Here is a 16,930-nt window from a genome sequence, read left to right as displayed (position 1 = left end):
CGGCCCGATCAATGCCCACTCGTCATCCGTAAGACCAATCCACTCGCCCAACGCCGCCTCCAAAAGGAAGCTTTGAATCAACCTGCGAGTCCCCCGTCAAGCTTTGTCCACGAAACCTAGCCGCGCCTCGCACCTTCAACAGTCCGGCAGGTCGTCCAGATTGTTGCGCTGGGTCGCGTCCCGGTCGGTGCGCAGGTACTTGCCGGTGGGCCCGTTGACGACTCGGATCTGTGTCTCCGGCCCCTGCGCCCAAGGCACCCAGTATTCGTGGAGGCCGTTGTCAATGTCGGAGATCGCATCTGCCTTCTGGCGGGGCGACCAGAACTGGCCATCGTTGCAGAGCTTCGTAATGTCGCCCTGCGAGTTCTTCCCGGTCTTGTGCACGTAACGCTTCGCCATTTCAGATATTCCTTCTCTGTCGGGGTGAGGCGGGACGATTGTGTCCCGCCCCCGTTTCACTTCCGCTTGTTCGGCCGCTGCGTCAGCGCCGAGGCCGCGGCGGTCTTCGCCGCCTTGCTGGACCTCGGGTTGCTAAGCACCTTGCCCGCGGCCGAAGCCGCCTTGCTGCTGGTGACCTCACTGTTCTTCCGTCCTGCCACTCGTCTCACCCCCTTTCCGATTGACCGTCCTGCATGATTCGTCGTACAGGAGCCTACGTAAACGTAGGAAAACCAGCCAAAAAAAATGCGCTGCCGTAGCAGCGGGTTGATCCTACGATTTCGTAGATATAGTAGTTCGAGGATAGTAGGTCAAGGATGGCGGGGGCGGAAGACCAATTCGGCGAGCGGCTGATCGCGGCGCGCGAGGCGCGCAGGCTGACCCAGACCGAGCTTGCCCAAAAAGCCGGGCTGCAGCCGGCCGCGATCGGACATTTCGAGCGCAACCGGCGCAAGCCCTCCTTCGCGAACGTGCGGGCGCTGGCGAAGGCGCTGAACGTGAGTTCCGATTATCTGCTCGGCCGCGTCTCCGACATGCAGGGGGCGACGACCGCCTTCCGGGGCGAGGAGCAGCTGTCCGACGCCGATCGCGAGCATATCCAGATGATGATCGATCTGATGCGGCAGCGGCGGGATGGGAGCGGCGAGTGAGCCGGTTCCGCCTCGCCTGGGCCCGCCAATGCGGCGAGCGCAAGGCGAAGGAGCATGGCTTTACCGCCTTTCCCGTGGACCCGCGCAGGATCGCCGAAGATGAGGACATTCACATCTCGCCCAAGCGGCCGGACCAACCGGGGGTCAGCGGCGGCATCATCTTCAGCGATATCGGTGTCGCCATCTTCCACTCGACCGACATTGCCAGTGCGGGATTCCAGCGGTTCACGATCGCGCATGAGCTCGGCCACTACTTCCTCGAAGGTCATCCCGAGGAGATACAGAAGGTCGCTCCGGTTCATGTCTCCCGCGCGGGGTTCACCCAGGGCGACAGCTCGATCGAACTCGAGGCGGACCATTTCGCGTCGGGCCTGCTGATGCCGACCCGGCTCGTGCGCGACGCGCTCGAGCGAGGGCCGGTGGGCTTCGCCGGGATCGAGGAGCTTGCCGACCGGTCGGAATGCTCGCTCACCGCCTCGGCGATCCGCGCCGCCGAATGCAGTCCGTACCCGATGGCGATCGTCGTCAGCCGCGGCGAGCGGATCTGCTACGGCTTCCTGTCCGATGGGTTCAGGCAGCTGAAGCCACGGGCCTTTCCGCGAAAGGGGGACCTGCTTCCGGATTCGGTCACGCGGGAGTTCAATTCCGAACCGGCCAATGTCGCAGCCGGCTGGCGGGTGACCGGCGAAACCAGCCTATCCGACTGGTTCGACGGGCCGTCGGGAATCCGCCTCGACGAGGAGGTGATCGGTCTCGGCAGATACGGCTTCACCCTGAGCGTCTTCTCGAGCGAGGACCTGCCGGAAGAGCCCGACGAGGAGGAGGATGAGGAGGCGGCGCTTGAAGAGCGATGGCGGCCCCGGTTCGCTTATGGGCGGTAGTGCCCCGCGGATGCGAGCGGCGCGGCCGGCGGTTCGAAATGGGCATCTTGTGCCGTACGCGGCCCAACACCACCTGGTCAGGTACGCAAACTGCCGCGCACCAACTTCATTTCATCGATTCCGGGAATCTAACCGCCGTCAGAATCCATTGTGGGGGTATTTCTGGGGGCACAAACTTGTAGCGTTGGCGAAACAGTCCCCAGGACGGGCGGCCTACATGATCTCTTCGATTCCGTCCCTGGGCACCATTACCCTGTTTCAGGACTCCAGATAGCTTCAGAACAGCCTGACGCCGCGGTTTTCTGCGGTTTCGATGCGTCAGCTCCCGGGAAATTGCGTGGAGGCGCCGATCACGTAGATGTGGGGCCAGGTGACAACCTGGAATCCGACCCGCTCGTAGAGCGGATAGCCTTTCTCCGTGGCCCCCAGCGTGAACCGCTTCGCTCCTCTCTCCTGATAATGCGCCATGGCCGTATCGAGGATGGCCCGCCCAATCCCGCGCCTTTGCTGCTCGGGAGGCGTGGACATCGTGTAGATGCCGACATGATCGCCGCTCCGGACGAAAATCCCGCAGCCCACCGGGCCGGACTCGTCCTCGGCCAGCCAGAGATCGTTCCCTTCCATCTCGAAGGCACCCTGCGCCAAGGCGAGGTCGCACGCCGTCCGGTCAAGGCCGAAGGCGGCAGCGGCCAGCCGGTTCCCGACCCCCACTTCATCCGGCCCGGCGATGCGCACGATGAGGTCCGTCGCGGGGCGTACGGCGCTCGCTTTGCGCTCCATCATCGGCATCTGCCCGACTTCGGCGAGGCCCTTGGCGCCAGCCCAGGCGCGCAGCTCGTCCGCGCCCTCCTCGACGACCAGGAGCGTGTCGACGCCCTTGGCCGCGACCGCATCCCAGGCTTGCTCGCGCTCCTCTTCCGACGCGCCCTTCGTAAGGAAGATCATGTTGAGGTCCGCAGCCGGCGCTCCGGAAAGCGCGATGCCGCCATGTGGAAGCATCCGGCAGTCGGACCGTGGACCATGGCCGAAGAAGGCCACGATGTCGGCCGTGGTTTGCATGAGCATTCCAGATGACGGTTGCGACAAGCGCCCCTCCGTTGGCAGTTGGAACATGATGCGGGCAGCTTTTCCACAGGCGCGGAACGTCCGCAACGGGTCGCAAGCAGGTTCAGAGCACCGCCGATCCCCTGCTTCAGGGCCTCCCGAGCAGCATCAGAGTTTCCGGAAGCGGTGGAGGCGAGTTGCCGATGGAGCGGGTGAAGGGAATCGAACCCTCGTCGTAAGCTTGGGAAGCTTCTGCTCTACCATTGAGCTACACCCGCCCGGGGCCGCTTCATTTAAGCGGGCGTGGGGGGCTTGTCGAGTGGGCGGATCGGGCGCAGCATGCGGGCGAACGGCGGGAGGCGGGCGATGGCGGATGGGGGCAAGCGGGCGGTCTGGGCGCGGCGGCTGACGGTCGCGGCGGCGGTGCTGGCGTTCGGCGGGCTCGCCGCGGCTTTGATCGCGGCGGTGGGCAGCGGCCGGGGCGTCTGGCACTTCCGGACCGGCTTCACCGTCCTGCGCTGGGCCTTCTTCGCGGCGATCGGCGGCGGCGTGCTGGCGATCCTCGCCGCCTTCGTTGCGCGGCGGACGGCGCCGCGGCTGGTCGTGGTCAATCTCCTCGCCCTCGCCGCAGCCTTTGGCTTCGTCCTCTTCCTCGGCCAGCAGGTGCGCACCGCGCGCGCCGTCCCGCCGATCCACGACATCGCCACCGACCTCGACGACCCGCCGCGGTTCGAGGCGCTGACGGTGCGCGCCGACAATCTGGAGAATATCCCCGACATGGGCCGTCCGGAACTGGCCGCGCTCGATCCGGAAGCGCGGTGGAAGGCGGTGCACCGCGAAGCCTATGACGACATCCGTCCGCTGCTCGTGCCCTGGACGGTGCCGGAGACGATCGCGCGGGCCGAACGGCTGGCGCGGGCGCGCGGCTGGGAGATCGCCCGGTCCGACCCGGAGGCCGGCGCGCTCGAGGCGACCGACACCACCTTCTTCTTCCGCTTCAAGGACGATGTCGCGTTGCGCGTGCGGCCCGCGCCGGACGGGAGCGGCAGCCTGGTCGACATGCGCTCGATCAGCCGGGTGGGGGTGAGCGACGTGGGGGTCAACGCGAAGCGGATCCGCGCCTTCCTGGCCGACCTCGCGGCCGCCTGAACCGTCAGACGACGGCGCGGCGGTTGAGGTCGTGGCCGAGGGCGAGGATCAGCACGCCGACGATCGCATAGAGCGTACTGCCCTCGCCATGTTCCATGGTGAGCGCGCCGGCCATGACGCCGAGGCCGAGGCTGCCGATCGCCGCCGGCATCATATAGCCATGATCGACGATGCCCTTGCCCAGACCGACGACGCCGAGGCCCAGGGCGACGAACAGGCCCACTTCGTGGATCAGGGGATCGAGCAGAAAGCCGCCCGCCGAGGCGAGCACCGCCACCAGCACCGCGCTCGCCACGCAATGGACGACGCACAGGCCCGACAGGCCGATGGCCAGCCGGTCGATGGTGCCGTCCTTGATAGCGCGCCCGAACATTCGCGACTCTGTCCTGTCCCTTGTGAGGCGGCGATATACGCCTTCCCGCCAAGAGATACAATATAACATGCGTCGGAAAGTTCCATCGCCGCCGCGGTAGCGCGACACCGGCTTTGGACGCGGTTGGAATCCGGGACGTTCTCCGCCATATCGCGCCCATGCTGAAGCCTCCGCCGCCGCCGGTGCGCGCGCGTCCGCGTGCCTTGTCCAACTGGCTGTTCGCCGTCGCCGCCCTCGTCGTCCTGATGGTGGTGGTGGGCGGCATCACCCGGCTTACTGAATCGGGCCTGTCGATGGTGCGATGGGAACCGATCAGCGGCATCGTGCCGCCGCTGAACGAGGCGCAATGGCAGGCGGAGTTCGACCATTATCGGCAGAGCCCGCAATATCAGCAGGTCAACCGGGGCATGAGCCTCGACGAGTTCAAGACCATCTTCTTCTGGGAATATGTGCACCGCGTGCTGGGGCGGCTGATCGGCCTCGCCTTCGCGCTGCCGCTCGCCTGGTTCGCGGTGAAGAAGGCGATCCCGCGCGGCTATGGCTGGAAGCTCGTCGGCCTGCTCGCGCTCGGCGGGCTGCAGGGGGCGATCGGCTGGTGGATGGTCGCCTCCGGCCTGGTCGACGAGCCGGCGGTGAGCCACATCCGCCTTGCCGTCCATCTCCTCACCGCATTGGTGATCCTGGGCGCGCTCGTCTGGGTCGCGCTCGACCTGCGCACCCTGGCGCGCAATCCGGGGGCGGCGCCCGCCGGCATCTCGGCACTCGCCGTCTGGACGCTGTCGGTGTTGTTCGTGCAGTTCCTGTTCGGCGCCTATGTCGCCGGGCTCGACGCCGGCCATGCCTTCAACAGCTGGCCGCTGATGGGCGACGCTTTGTTCCCGCCGGACACGCCGATGCTGGAGCCGTGGCTGCGCAACTTCGTCGACAATCCGATCGTGGTGCAGTTCGTCCACCGCTGGCTCGCCTTCGCGGTCGCCGGCGTGGCGCTGGCGCTGGCCTGGCGGGCCTGGCGGGCGGGCTTTGCGGCCGAGGGCGCGGCGGTGGCGGGGCTGATCGTCGTCCAGATCCTGCTCGGCATCATGACGTTGCTGTCGGGCGTCGAGCTGTGGGTGGCGGTCGCCCACCAGGGCGTCGCGGCTTTGCTCCTCGTCGCGATCGTGCTCGCCGCCCACCGGCTGGGCGCGGCGCGGGCATGAGCGGCATCGTCAGCATCTACGCGACCTTCGGCAGCGCGGACGAGGCGCGCCGCATCGCCCGCACCCTGATCGAGGAGGGGCTCGCGGCCTGCGCCAACATCCTCGCGCCCTGCCATTCCATCTATCGCTGGCAGGGCGCGATCGAGGAAGCGGCCGAACATGCCGCCATCTTCAAGACATCGGCCGCGGCGGCGGAGCGCGCGCTCGCCCGCATCGCCGAGCTCCACAGCTACGACGTACCCGCCGCCGTCCTGTGGCCGATCGAGCGCGCCTTGCCCGCTTATGCCGAATGGGTGACGGGCGAGACCGGCTGAGGGCTGGCGTTGCCGGCCCGGCCTGCTAGTCTAAGCGCCTGATTCTGTTCGGGGGGATAATCATGAAATTTTCGGTTCGCTGGCTCGCCGCGCCCGTGGCGGCGGCGATGGTGCTGGTCGCGGCGCCTCCGCAGGCGACCGCCGCTCCGGCTCGCACCAAGCTGGCGGCGCAGCAGCAAGGCGCGCTAATCCTTTTCGATCCGCCGCTCGGCCAGACGTTGCGCTATCGCTGGGAGACCGTGGAGGAGAGGCGGGGCGCGACCACCACCAGCTGGGAGGTGTCGAGCCTCCGTTTCGAGGCAGCCGAGGACGGCTACCGGCTGTTCGTCGTGCCCGAGAGCTCCGGCAACGACATTGCCGATCCGGCGCGCAAGGCGATGCTCGAACATTTCGCCGAACTCACCCGCCGTCCCTATTCGGTCCGGCTGGACGCCGAGGGACAGATGCTCGGCATCGAGAATGAGGAGGCGCTTTGGGCCGAGCTCGTGCGCACCATTGAAGCCGCCTATGACGATCTGGCGACCGGCAGGACGCCGGAAGTGCGGGAGGGGCTTCGGCGCCTTTCATCGGTCTTCCGCGACATGCCGGCCGAGACGCGCCGGAACATGATGCTGCAGGGCATCGGGCCGCTGGTGGAGTTCGCCGGGACGGAAACCCGCACGGGAGAGCCGATCGACGCCTCGATCGAGCAGCCCGCGCCGTTCGGCGGTACCGTGCGCCGGAACGTGCGCATCACGCTCGAGCGTGTGCAGGGCGATCTGGCGCACCTGTCGATCTTCTCCGAAGTCCCGGACGAGGAGATCGCTGCGCCCCCCGCGCGGGTGATCGGCGCCGTCACGGGGGAATCGGGCGGCGGGGACGCGGAAGCGCGGATCCGCGCCTTGGCGAACGAAGCCGAAGGCCTTCGCAATGAGACGCGCGCCAGCTTTCGGGTCCGGCTCGACACCGGCCTCACCGAGGAGATGCGCTCGACCGAGAGCACTGTTGCCGGGAGCGGCGAGGGGCGGGAGCGGGTGTTGAAGATCGTGACGATGCGCCGGCTCGACTGACTCCATCGCCTCGCGGTATTCAAATACCTCCCGGGAAACCCGCGCTTTTGCTTGACTTTGCGGGCCTCGGCTGTCATTTGCCCGCCGTTCGCGCCGCCCCGTGTCGGGCGGCGCAGCTCATTTTCGATAAAGAGGTCCGGGCCCTATGAAGGCGCTGATGAAGACCACCAAGTCGGCCAAGCCGGCCGAGGTGGAGAAGAAGTGGCATCTGATCGATGCCGAGGGGCTGGTCGTCGGCCGCGTCGCCACGATCATCGCCAACCTGCTGCGCGGCAAGCACAAGCCGAGCTTCACCCCGCATGTCGACATGGGCGACCATGTCGTGGTGGTGAATGCCGACAAGGTGCGCTTCACCGGCAAGAAGCTCAACGACAAGGTCTATTACAAGCACACCGGCTATATCGGCGGGATCAAGCAGATCACCGCGGGCAAGGTGCTGGAAGGCCGCTTCCCGGAGCGCGTGCTTGAAAAGGCCGTGGAGCGCATGATCCCGCGCGGCCCGCTCGGCCGCGAGCAGATGCGCAACCTCCACCTCTACAACGGCACCGAGCATCCGCACGGCGGCCAGAACCCCGAACCGCTCGACGTCGCGTCGATGAACCGCAAGAACAAGGTGGGTGCCTGATGTCCGATACCCGTCAATCGCTTTCCGACCTCGCGACCCTGACCGAGGGCCAGGCCGACGCTCCGGCGCCCGCCGCCGAGGGTGAGGCCGCCGTCGCCGAGCCGCGCCAGCCGGCCGCGCCGCTGCGCGAGCAGCAGCTCGACGCGCAGGGCCGCGCTTATGCCACCGGCCGCCGCAAGGACGCCGTGGCGCGCGTGTGGCTGAAGCCGGGCACCGGCAAGATCACCGTCAACGGCCGCGACCAGACCGTCTATTTCGCGCGCCCGACGCTGCGTCTCGTCATCAACCAGCCGTTCGACATCGCGGACCGCCGCGGCCAGTATGACGTGGTCGCGACCGTGATCGGCGGCGGCCTTTCGGGCCAGGCGGGCGCCGTCAAGCACGGCATCAGCCAGGCGCTGACCCGCTACGAGCCGGCGCTGCGCACCACCGTCAAGCAGGCCGGCTTCCTGACCCGCGACCCGCGCGTCGTGGAGCGCAAGAAGTACGGCCGCGCCAAGGCCCGCCGCAGCTTCCAGTTCTCGAAGCGCTAAGGCTCTTTCGCAAAAGCAACCGAGGCGGCCCGGAGCGATCCGGGCCGCCTTTGCTTTGCCCGCAAGATCCGCGCGGCGGCGCTTGGCCGCCATAGCCAGCGCTCTGCCCATGCGGGACGATCCCCAACCGCACTGATCACCGCCCCTGCCGCTTGCCAGGCACGGGCGCGAGCGGCCCTGGGGGGGGGGCTCAGCCGGGATCGTCCAGCACGCTCCGGAAAACCTGGGCGGCCCTCTCCCGCTCCGCGAGCGGCCCTGGCCTGAGCCCGGTCGCCAGAACAGCCGCCTTCCACAAGGCCCATCCTTTCGCCCGCGCCACGAGCCCGGGGTCCGCCCGAAGACCTTCCAGAAAGCGCCGACGCGCATCTCCATGGAAGAAGCTCCACGCCATGGCGAGGTCGCAGGCCGGGTCGCCGACGGCAAGACAGCCGAAGTCGATGACGGCCGTCAGGCGATCCGATGCGATCAGCAGATTGCCCGGCGCAATATCTCCATGCACCCAGCACGGCCGGCTTGCCGGACGCGAGGAGATTGCCGCTTCCCAGACGCAAGCTGCACGTTCGCCGTCGGGCGCCCGCAGCCTTGTGATCGCCAGGCGAGCCTCGGCGTCGTAAACGGCCAGGCTGCCGCCGCGGTGGAAGTTGTGATCGCCGGGCTCCGGACCGGATGCGGCATCGATTGCCTGCAGCGCTCCCAGGAATTCGGCGAGCGCCGCGGCAAGCCCCTGCGCATCCTGGATGGCTGCACTCCCGAGCGGCGTGCCCGGCAACCAGCGGTAGACGCCCCAATGGAACGGGAAGCCCTCCGCCGGCTCGCCGAGCGCGACGGGGTCGGGGACGGGTAGCGGCAGGTGCGGCGCAAGGCGGGGAAGCCACACATGCTCCTTCATCACCTGCGGCGCATAACAGAGGGCGCTCGGCAGGCGCAGGACCCAGGCGTCGCCGAGGCGGAACATGCGGTGATCCCAGCCGCCGGGCTCGACGGGACGGACCGGCAGGCCCGTCCATCGCGGGAATTGACCGGCCACCAGCCGCCCGGCCAGGCCCGCATCTACGGCCGCCTCCATCCCGTCCTCGACTCGCCGCGCCTCTGTTGCGCCCTCAGCCTCTCCCTACGTCCAATCCGCCGCGCCGGCGACCCGAACCCTGCGACCACCACCCGGGCTGCCGATTGGAACCACCTCCAGTCGTCCCCGACACCTCGGTCTGAGCCTGTCGAAGGCCGCCCCTCGAAACTTGAAGCAGCCCCCCACTCCCAAAAATGCGCAACGGCTCCCGCGCCCCGCGCTGAACTCGGCGCGCCGCCCGGCCGTGCGGGTTTCACGCGAAGCCGCGAAGGAGAGCAAAGGACGCAAAGGCGCCGGAGAAGCTGCGGCCGCAGGCCCTTTCCGACAAGGCCGGAGGCAGCTGGGGAGAAAGGCGCTTCGCGCGGGCGGCGGCCGATCACCCTTTGTGCCCTTCGCGCTCTTTGCGGCTTCGCGTGAAACAGGAACTCCGCTGCGCGAGCCGTCGGAACGAAGGCGTGAACGGGCGAGCCGGACATGCGCTATTCGCCCGCTAGGGGCGATTCAAGGCCAGGTTGGCGCCGCCAAAGCGCCGACAAGCGCCCTCGCCGGGCCGCTCAGTCCCCGTTGCCGCCCGGCTCGCTCTTATGCTCGCCCCTCACCCAGCGGACCGTGCCGGAGCTGGCGCGCATCACCACGCTTTCGGTGGTCATGCAGCCCTTGCGGCGCTTGACGCCGCGCAGCAGCGAGCCGTCGGTGACGCCGGTGGCGGCGAAGATGACGTCGCCCTTGGCGAGGTCCTCGAGCTTGTAGATGCGGTCGAGATCCTCGACGCCCCATTTGGCGGCGCGGGCGCGCTCGTCGTCGTTGCGGAACAGCAGGCGCCCCTGGAACTGGCCGCCGACGCAGCGCAGGGCCGCCGCGGCGAGCACGCCCTCCGGCGCGCCGCCCGCGCCCATATAGACGTCGATGGTCGTGTCGGGATCGGTTACCGCGATCACGCCGGCGACGTCGCCGTCCGGGATCAGCATGATGCCGCAGCCGAGGCCGCGCAGCTCCGCGATCAGCTTCTCGTGGCGCGGCCGGTCGAGCACGCAGGCGATGATCTCCGACGGGTCGACGCCCTTCGCCGCCGCGATGGCGCGGACATTGTCGGACGGCGATTTGGCGAGGTCGATCACGCCTTCGGGATAGCCCGGGCCGACGGCGAGCTTGTCCATATAGACGTCGGGCGCGTTGAGGAGCCCGCCCTCGTCGGCGATGGCGAGCACGGCCATCGCGTTCGGGCCGGCCTTGGCGGTGATGGTGGTGCCTTCCAGCGGATCGAGCGCGATGTCGATGCGGGGGCCGCTGCCCTGCGCCGCGCCGACCTTCTCGCCGATATAGAGCATCGGCGCCTCGTCGCGCTCGCCCTCGCCGATGACGATGGTGCCGTCGAATTCCAGCCGGTTGAGCGCGGCGCGCATCGCTTCGACGGCGGCATGGTCGGCCGCCTTCTCGTCGCCGCGCCCGATCAGCTTCGAGGCCGCCACCGCCGCCGCTTCGGTGACGCGCACCATCTCCAGCACCAGCACGCGATCGAGGACGCTGCTTGCCTGCACCATAGTCTGTGTCATCCCTGTCTCTGTCGAAGCCGCGAGCCGGATAAGCGAGCCGGCCCGGCTTGTCGAGGAGCGGGATCGGAGGCCGCGGCCCGTCAGCCGGCGCTTTCCAGGAACCTCTTCACGCCGCGGGCGGCCTGGCGGATGCGCTGTTCGTTCTCGACGAGGGCGATGCGGACATGGCCCTCGCCTTCCTCGCCGAAGCCGACGCCGGGGCTCACCGCCACGCCGGCTTCGGTGAGCAGGCGCTTGGCGAAGGCCATCGATCCCATCGCCCGGAACGGTTCGGGGATCGGCGCCCAGGCGAACATGCTGGCGGCGGGCGGGGGGATGTCCCAGCCGGCGCGGGCGAAACTTTCGACCAGGCAGTCGCGGCGGCCGCGATACAGCGCGCGGTTGGCCGCGACGATGTCCTGCGGTCCGTTCAGCGCCGCCACCGCCGCCGCCTGGACGGGCGTGAAGGCGCCGTAGTCGAGATAGGATTTGACCCGCGCCAGCGCCGCCACCAGCACCGGATTGCCGACCGCGAAGCCGATCCGCCAGCCGGCCATCGAATAGGTCTTGGAGAGCGAGGTAAACTCCACCGCCACCTCGCGCGCGCCCGGCACCTGCAGGATGGAGGGCGTCGGCTCCTCGCCGAAATAGATTTCGGCATAAGCGAGGTCGCTGATCACCCACAGGCCGTGGGCGCGGGCGAAATCGACCACCTTCGCGTAGAAATCGAGATCGGCGACATAAGCGGTGGGGTTGGACGGATAGCCGATCACCAGCACCGTCGGCCGCGGCACGGTGTAGCGGATCGCGAAGTCGAGTCGGGTGAAGAAATCCGGCCCCGGCGCGGCCGGGATCGAACGGATCGCGGCGCCGGCGATGATGAAGCCGAACTGGTGGATCGGGTAGGAGGGGTTGGGCGCCAGCACCACGTCGCCCGGCGCCGTGATCGCCTGGGCGAGATTGGCGAGCCCCTCCTTGGAGCCCAAAGTCACGATCACCTCGCCGTCGGGATCGAGATCGACCCCGAAGCGGCGGCGGTAATAGGCCGCCTGGGCGCGGCGCAGGCCGGCGATGCCGCGCGAGGCGGAATAGCGGTGGGCGCGGGGATCGCGGGCGACTTCGGCCAGCTTGTCGATCACGTGCGGCGGCGGCGCCCCGTCGGGATTGCCCATGCCGAGATCGACGATGTCCTCGCCGCGCGCCCGGGCGGCCGCCTTCATCGCGTTGACCTCCGCGAAGACATAAGGCGGCAGGCGGCGGATGCGGTAGAAATCGTCGGTCATGCCGCAAAAGATGTAGCCGGATCGCGGTGCCGATCCAGCGCCGAATCGCCGCGGCTCTTTCGCGGGTGCGCGGCGTTCTCTAGATGAACGGCGTCGGGCCCCATGTCGCGGGCCGGACTGGCAAGGGAGCGCGGACATGGCCGATCGCGAGGGCAAGGAACAGGAGCCGGCGAACGCGGCCGGCACGGCGATGCCGAGCCTGGAGGAAATGCAGCACTGGACCTTCGTCATGGGCCGGGCGCAGCAGATGATGCTGGAGCATCTGGCCGACCAGATGGGCCAGGCGGCGGCGCAGCGCCCCGATCCCGCCCGCGCCGCGATGCAGTGGCCGGGCATGAACCTGTTCCCCGATCCCGCCAAGGTCGCGCAGGCTCAGGTCGATCTGTGGACCGAGGGCCTCAACATCTGGCAGCGCGCTTTGGGCGGCGGCGGCGGCAGCAGCGAAATCGCCGAGAAAGCGGACAAGGACAAGCGCTTCGCCGCCCGCCAGTGGCAGGAGAACCCGCTGTTCGACATGATCCGCCAGTCCTACATCCTGATCTCCGACCGGCTGCTCGGATCGGTCGACGCGCTGGAGGGGGTGGACGACCGGACGCGCGAGCGGCTGCGCTTCGCCACCCGCGCCTTCGTCGACGCGATGTCGCCCTCCAATTTCGCGCTCACCAACCCGCTGGTGATCGAACGCACGCTCGAGACCAAGGGCGAGAACCTCCTCAAGGGTCTCGAACACATGCTCCGCGACCTGTCGAAGGGACAGCTCACCCATACCGATCCGAACGCCTTCGAGGTCGGCCGCAACATCGCGGTGACGCCCGGCAAGGTGGTGAAGCAGACGCCGCTCTACCAGCTCATCCAGTACGGCCCCGCCACCGACGGGGTGATCGAGACGCCGCTCGTCATCTTCCCGCCTTGGATCAACCGCTTCTACATCCTCGATCTCAATCCGAAGAAGAGCTTCATCCGCTGGGCGGTGGAGCAGGGCCTCACCGTCTTCATGGTGTCCTGGAAATCGGCCGACGAGGGGCTGAAGGACGTGGTGATGGACGATTATGTCCGCGCGCAGATCGACGCGATCGACACGATCCGCGATCTGCTGGGCGTCGATGCCGTCCACACGATCGGCTATTGCGTGGCGGGGACGACGCTGGCGGCGACGCTGGCGCTGCTCGCCGCCCGGGGCGAGGGGGCGAAGGCCGCGAGCGCCACCTTCTTCACCGCGCAGGTCGATTTCTCGGAAGCCGGCGACCTGGCGCTGTTCGTCGGCGACGAGCAGATGGAGATGATCCGCCAGGTGTCCGCGGACAAGGGCTATATGGACGGCCGCTACATGGCCGCCACCTTCAACCTGCTGCGCGGCCGCGACCTCATCTGGAACTATGTGGTGAACAACTATTTGCTTGGGGAGGATTATCCGCCGTTCGACCTGCTCCACTGGAACGGCGACACCACCAACCTGCCGGCCAAATGGCACCAGATCTACCTGCAGCAGCTCTACCGCGAGAACCGGCTGGTCCAGCCCGGCGGCGTCACCATCGACGGCGCCCCGATCGACCTGCGCAAGGTCGAGACCCCGACCTATGTGCAGGCGGGCCGTGAGGACCATATCGCCCCGCCGCAGAGCGTGTGGAAGATCACCCACCATTTCCGAGGGCCGCTGCGCTTCGTGCTCGCGGGCTCCGGCCATATCGCCGGAGTGGTGAACCCGCCCGAGGCGCAGAAATATCAATATTGGACCAACGAGGAGAAGGTCGACACGCTGGAGGACTTCATCGCCGGCGCGACCGAGACCAAGGGCAGCTGGTGGCCGGACTGGATCCGCTGGATCGAAAGCCACGGCGCGAAGCGGGTCCCCGCCAAGGGCGCGCGGGTGCCCGGCAAGGGCAAGCTGAAGGCGCTGGAGGACGCGCCCGGCAGCTACGTGAAGGCCCGCTGAGCCGCCTCCCCGCTCCCCGTCATCGCGAGGAGCGGAGCGACGCGGCGATCCACGAGCGGCAGGGCAGCCCTATGGATCGCCACGGCCCGCGATAACGCTTCTGCCACCAAGCCTCTGATCTTCCTTGCAAATCCCACCTATGTTGCAGCGCACAAAAAGTGCTTGAAACCGGTCCGCCGGTCCACTATTTGTGCACTGCAACATCAGGGAGATTCTGCACATGGCCGATCAGAAGAACGACGCGGGCAACAGCAAGGCGGAAGCGCAGCCTTCGCAGCCGAAGGCGGCCGCGGCGGCTGAACCGGCCAAGGCAGCTCAGGCTCCGAAGGCGGACGCGCCCAAGGCCGCGGACGCTCCGAAGGTGAACGGCCCGAAGGCGGATGCGCCGAAGGCCGAGGCGCCCAAGGCCGCGGCGGAAGCGCCGAAGGCCGCTGCACCGGCCAAGGCCGAGCCGGCCAAGGCGGCGCCGGCCCCGGCCGCTGCCGCGAAGAAGGCAGTGAGTGCCGCGAAGCCGAAGGCGGCCGCGGCGAAGAGGAAGCCGGCCGCGAGGCCGACGAAGGCACGCACGCCGGCGCCGGCCAAAGCCGCCGCCCGCACCATCCAGAAGCAAGTCAATGAAGGAAGCACGATCATGAACAAGCAGACCAACAAGACGGTCGAGACCGGCGCCTACGCCGCCGACCAGTTCCAGGCCGTGTTCGGCGAAGTCAACGAGCGCGCCAAGAACGCCGCCGAGCGTTCGGCCCGCGTCGTCGAAGAGCTGACCGACCTCACCCGCGGCAACGTCGAGGCGCTGGTCGCCTCCTCGAAGATCGCCGCCCGCGCGGTCGAGACGCTGAGCCAGGAAGCCGCCGACTACAGCCGTCGTAGCTTCGAGGAAGCCTCCGCGACGCTGAAGAGCTTCGCCGAAGTGAAGTCGCCCACCGACTTCTTCCGCCTGCAGAGCGAATATGCCCGCAGCGCCTTCGACAGCGCGATCGCCGAGAGCTCCAAGGTTTCCGAGACGCTGATCAAGATCGCCGGCGAAGTCGCCGAGCCGATCACCAGCCGCTACTCGGTCGCCGCCGAGCGCGTGAAGAACCTCGCCGCCTGAGCGGTTTTCGGTTCTCGCCACGAAAAGAAGGGCGCCTCCCCCGCGGGAGGCGCCCTTTTTTCATGCCGTAAGTGTCGGCGAGCCGTCGCGGCCCGCCGGCTTTATTGCGGGTTGTCGGCCGTGCCGCGCGACTGGCCGCCGACGGCGGCGCCGACATTGCCGAACAGCTCCTCGAAGAAGCTGCGCTCGCGGCCCAGGGTCGGGGTGCGCTCGCTGGCCGGATCGATGTTGGCGGCATATTCGAGGCCGGTCCGGTCGACCGCGGCGACGTTGCCCGCCTCGTCGAAGCGGATGCGCAGCACCAGCTGGTCCGACGGACGCGGCAGGTGGAACGCCATGTTGCGGGTGTTGCGCGACACATAATACCAGACATTGTCGTCGCCCTGGCCGGTGAAGGTCGGGCGGCCGAGCGTCTGGGACACCGAATCGCGGTTGTCGACGCCGGGCTGGATGCCCGCGACCAGCGTCTCGTCCAGAATATGGCCCTGCCGGTCGCGCACCGGCGCGCAGCCGGCGGCGAGGATGAGGACGCCCAAAGCCAGCGCCGTTGCCGCTTTCGGGCCTTGCCGGAGGTTCATCGGTTCAAAATCTCCTGAAACGGCCGCGCGCACCATGCCGCAGCGGCGAGCCTGATCGTGCGAGGCTTGACTAGGCTTTCCAATATGAACATCGGCTAACCGGCGCAAGCGCCAGCGCCGCCATGGAGGCACAACTGTCCTTTCTCGAACGCATTTTCGGCGAGAAGAAGCAGCGCGAGCCGCTGCTGCCGCTCTACCACGCGATCGTCGCCGCCGCGCGCGACAAGAGCTGGTATCTGGAAGGACGGGTGCCGGACACGGTCGACGGCCGGTTCGACATGCTCGCCGCGACCATGGCGCTGGTCCTGCTGCGCCTCGAGGACGAAGGCGAGGCCGCGCGCCAGCGATCGGTGCTGCTCACCGAAATCTTCGTCGAGGACATGGACGGCAGCCTGCGCCAGATCGGCATCGGCGAATATGTGGTCGGAAAGCATATCGGCCGGCTGATGGGCGCGCTCGGCGGCCGCCTGACCGCCTTCCGCGCCGCCCGGGCGGACGGCGACTTCGAGGCCGCGGTCAGGCGCAACATCTACCACGATTCGCCGCCGTCGGAGGAGGCGCTGGCGCTGGTCGCGGAACGGCTCCGCGCGCTCGACGCGGCGCTGCGCGCGACGCCGGCCGAAGATCTTCTCGCCGGCCGGATTCCGTAGCGATGAGCGCGCCCGAATTCAGCCGCACCTACCGCGCCGACACGCTGGGCGAGGCGCCGCGGCGGGTGGAGATCGCCGCCGAGGAGGGGGAGCGGGCCGCGCTCGCCGCGCGCTTCCGCCTGCCGGCGATCGACAGCCTCGACGCCGAAGCGGCGATCAGCCGGCACGGCGACGTCATCCGCGCCGAAGGCCGGGTGCGGGCGGCGGTCACCCAGAGCTGCGTCGCGACCGGCGAGCCGGTATCGGCCGCGGTCGACGAAGCCTTCCGCATCGAGTTCCGCCCGCAGCCCGAGACCGCCCGCGCCGACGAGGAGATCGAGCTGTCCGAAGGCGAGATGGACGTCGTCTTCTACGACGGCGCGATGATCGACCTCGGCGAGGCGGTGGCGGAGACGCTGGCGCTCGGCCTCGATCCCTTCCCCCGCTCCCCCGACGCGGAGGCGGCGCTGCGCGAGGCGGGGGTCAAGAGCGAAGGCGAGGCGGGCCCGTTCGGCGCCCTCGCCGCCCTCCGCGACAAGATGCGCGGCCAATAAGCGGAAGCGC

General features: G+C 68.4%; 20 protein-coding genes and 1 tRNA gene. 12 read left to right on the top strand and 9 right to left on the bottom strand.

The annotated features are described in order from the left end of the window. Positions 1-135: 135 nt before the first annotated feature. A complete protein-coding gene (locus tag ACK4K7_RS02635; protein WP_431863603.1) occupies positions 136-399 on the bottom strand; it encodes a DUF3892 domain-containing protein in 264 nt (87 codons plus the stop codon). Between the two features lie 356 nt (positions 400-755). On the opposite strand from ACK4K7_RS02635, the gene ACK4K7_RS02630 reads away from it, so the two are divergent. Both ACK4K7_RS02630 and ACK4K7_RS02625 read left to right on the top strand, forming a co-directional pair. Beyond that, the gene (locus ACK4K7_RS02630; RefSeq protein WP_431863602.1) at positions 756-1,088 is read left to right on the top strand and encodes a helix-turn-helix domain-containing protein; all 333 of its coding nucleotides are present in this window, start codon (positions 756-758) and stop codon (positions 1,086-1,088) included. Then, a complete protein-coding gene (locus ACK4K7_RS02625; protein WP_431863601.1) occupies positions 1,085-1,969 on the top strand; it encodes an ImmA/IrrE family metallo-endopeptidase in 885 nt (294 codons plus the stop codon). Before ACK4K7_RS02630 ends, ACK4K7_RS02625 begins: the two co-directional genes overlap by 4 nt. Positions 1,970-2,287: 318 nt before the next feature. On the opposite strand, the gene ACK4K7_RS02620 is transcribed toward ACK4K7_RS02625, so the two are convergent. Together ACK4K7_RS02620 and ACK4K7_RS02615 are read right to left on the bottom strand one after the other, a co-directional pair. Further along, on the bottom strand, positions 2,288-3,007 hold the full coding sequence (locus ACK4K7_RS02620) for a GNAT family N-acetyltransferase (protein WP_431863600.1): 720 nt from the start codon (positions 3,005-3,007) through the stop codon (positions 2,288-2,290). 210 nt (positions 3,008-3,217) lie between these two features. Beyond that, positions 3,218-3,291, bottom strand: a tRNA-Gly gene (locus ACK4K7_RS02615). A gap of 88 nt (positions 3,292-3,379) precedes the next feature. Here ACK4K7_RS02615 and ACK4K7_RS02610 point away from each other — a divergent pair. Further along, complete coding sequence (locus ACK4K7_RS02610) at positions 3,380-4,162, top strand: DUF1499 domain-containing protein (RefSeq protein WP_431863599.1); 783 nt, start codon at positions 3,380-3,382, stop codon at positions 4,160-4,162. Positions 4,163-4,166: 4 nt separating this feature from the next. Here ACK4K7_RS02610 and ACK4K7_RS02605 read toward each other — a convergent pair whose 3' ends face one another. Continuing rightward, entirely contained in the window at positions 4,167-4,535 is a 369-nt protein-coding gene (locus tag ACK4K7_RS02605; RefSeq protein ID WP_431863598.1) for a MerC domain-containing protein, read from the bottom strand. Between the two features lie 158 nt (positions 4,536-4,693). Here ACK4K7_RS02605 and ACK4K7_RS02600 point away from each other — a divergent pair, with 158 nt between their 5' ends. From ACK4K7_RS02600 to rpsI, 5 genes are all read left to right on the top strand, one after another. Further along, a complete protein-coding gene (locus ACK4K7_RS02600; RefSeq protein ID WP_431863597.1) occupies positions 4,694-5,731 on the top strand; it encodes a COX15/CtaA family protein in 1,038 nt (345 codons plus the stop codon). Continuing rightward, complete coding sequence (gene cutA, locus ACK4K7_RS02595; RefSeq protein WP_431863596.1) at positions 5,728-6,045, top strand: divalent-cation tolerance protein CutA; 318 nt, start codon at positions 5,728-5,730, stop codon at positions 6,043-6,045. Before ACK4K7_RS02600 ends, cutA begins: the two co-directional genes overlap by 4 nt. Positions 6,046-6,107: 62 nt before the next feature. Then, positions 6,108-7,094 carry a hypothetical protein gene (locus tag ACK4K7_RS02590; protein WP_431863595.1) on the top strand — a complete coding sequence of 329 codons (987 nt, stop codon included), beginning with the start codon at positions 6,108-6,110 and terminating at the stop codon, positions 7,092-7,094. A 145-nt stretch (positions 7,095-7,239) separates the two neighbouring features. Beyond that, positions 7,240-7,719: a 50S ribosomal protein L13 gene (gene rplM / locus ACK4K7_RS02585; RefSeq protein WP_431863594.1), complete on the top strand. Its 480-nt coding sequence runs from the start codon at positions 7,240-7,242 to the stop codon at positions 7,717-7,719. Continuing rightward, the gene (gene rpsI, locus ACK4K7_RS02580; protein ID WP_431863593.1) at positions 7,719-8,252 is read left to right on the top strand and encodes a 30S ribosomal protein S9; all 534 of its coding nucleotides are present in this window, start codon (positions 7,719-7,721) and stop codon (positions 8,250-8,252) included. Before rplM ends, rpsI begins: the two co-directional genes overlap by 1 nt. A 190-nt stretch (positions 8,253-8,442) precedes the next feature. On the opposite strand, the gene ACK4K7_RS02575 is transcribed toward rpsI, so the two are convergent. From ACK4K7_RS02575 to ACK4K7_RS02565, 3 genes are all read right to left on the bottom strand, one after another. After that, complete coding sequence (locus ACK4K7_RS02575; RefSeq protein ID WP_431863592.1) at positions 8,443-9,318, bottom strand: aminoglycoside phosphotransferase family protein; 876 nt, start codon at positions 9,316-9,318, stop codon at positions 8,443-8,445. A 554-nt stretch (positions 9,319-9,872) separates the two neighbouring features. After that, positions 9,873-10,859: a class II fructose-bisphosphatase gene (gene glpX / locus ACK4K7_RS02570; RefSeq protein ID WP_431863633.1), complete on the bottom strand. Its 987-nt coding sequence runs from the start codon at positions 10,857-10,859 to the stop codon at positions 9,873-9,875. A 92-nt stretch (positions 10,860-10,951) separates the two neighbouring features. Beyond that, complete coding sequence (locus ACK4K7_RS02565) at positions 10,952-12,133, bottom strand: LL-diaminopimelate aminotransferase (RefSeq protein WP_431863591.1); 1,182 nt, start codon at positions 12,131-12,133, stop codon at positions 10,952-10,954. Between the two features lie 136 nt (positions 12,134-12,269). Between ACK4K7_RS02565 and ACK4K7_RS02560 the strand changes: the two genes are divergently transcribed. Beyond that, on the top strand, positions 12,270-14,066 hold the full coding sequence (locus ACK4K7_RS02560) for a PHA/PHB synthase family protein (RefSeq protein ID WP_431863590.1): 1,797 nt from the start codon (positions 12,270-12,272) through the stop codon (positions 14,064-14,066). A 315-nt stretch (positions 14,067-14,381) separates the two neighbouring features. Here ACK4K7_RS02560 and ACK4K7_RS02555 read toward each other — a convergent pair whose 3' ends face one another. Then, positions 14,382-14,648 (bottom strand): hypothetical protein, encoded by a 267-nt coding sequence (locus ACK4K7_RS02555; protein ID WP_431863588.1) that lies wholly within the window; start codon positions 14,646-14,648, stop codon positions 14,382-14,384. A gap of 49 nt (positions 14,649-14,697) precedes the next feature. Here ACK4K7_RS02555 and ACK4K7_RS02550 point away from each other — a divergent pair, with 49 nt between their 5' ends. Next, complete coding sequence (locus ACK4K7_RS02550) at positions 14,698-15,159, top strand: phasin family protein (protein ID WP_431863587.1); 462 nt, start codon at positions 14,698-14,700, stop codon at positions 15,157-15,159. A gap of 101 nt (positions 15,160-15,260) precedes the next feature. Here ACK4K7_RS02550 and ACK4K7_RS02545 read toward each other — a convergent pair whose 3' ends face one another. Next, entirely contained in the window at positions 15,261-15,737 is a 477-nt protein-coding gene (locus ACK4K7_RS02545) for an outer membrane protein assembly factor BamE (RefSeq protein ID WP_431863586.1), read from the bottom strand. A 122-nt stretch (positions 15,738-15,859) separates the two neighbouring features. Between ACK4K7_RS02545 and ACK4K7_RS02540 the strand changes: the two genes are divergently transcribed. Both ACK4K7_RS02540 and ACK4K7_RS02535 read left to right on the top strand, forming a co-directional pair. Continuing rightward, positions 15,860-16,387 (top strand): ubiquinol-cytochrome C chaperone family protein, encoded by a 528-nt coding sequence (locus tag ACK4K7_RS02540; protein ID WP_431863585.1) that lies wholly within the window; start codon positions 15,860-15,862, stop codon positions 16,385-16,387. A 2-nt stretch (positions 16,388-16,389) separates the two neighbouring features. Next, entirely contained in the window at positions 16,390-16,920 is a 531-nt protein-coding gene (locus ACK4K7_RS02535; protein ID WP_431863584.1) for a YceD family protein, read from the top strand. Positions 16,921-16,930: the final 10 nt, after the last annotated feature.

This window comes from Allosphingosinicella sp. (assembly GCF_046295735.1).
Taxonomy (GTDB): domain Bacteria; phylum Pseudomonadota; class Alphaproteobacteria; order Sphingomonadales; family Sphingomonadaceae; genus Allosphingosinicella.
The sequence above is the reverse complement of the archived record's forward strand: the minus strand, read 5'-3'. Positions and strand labels throughout refer to the sequence as shown.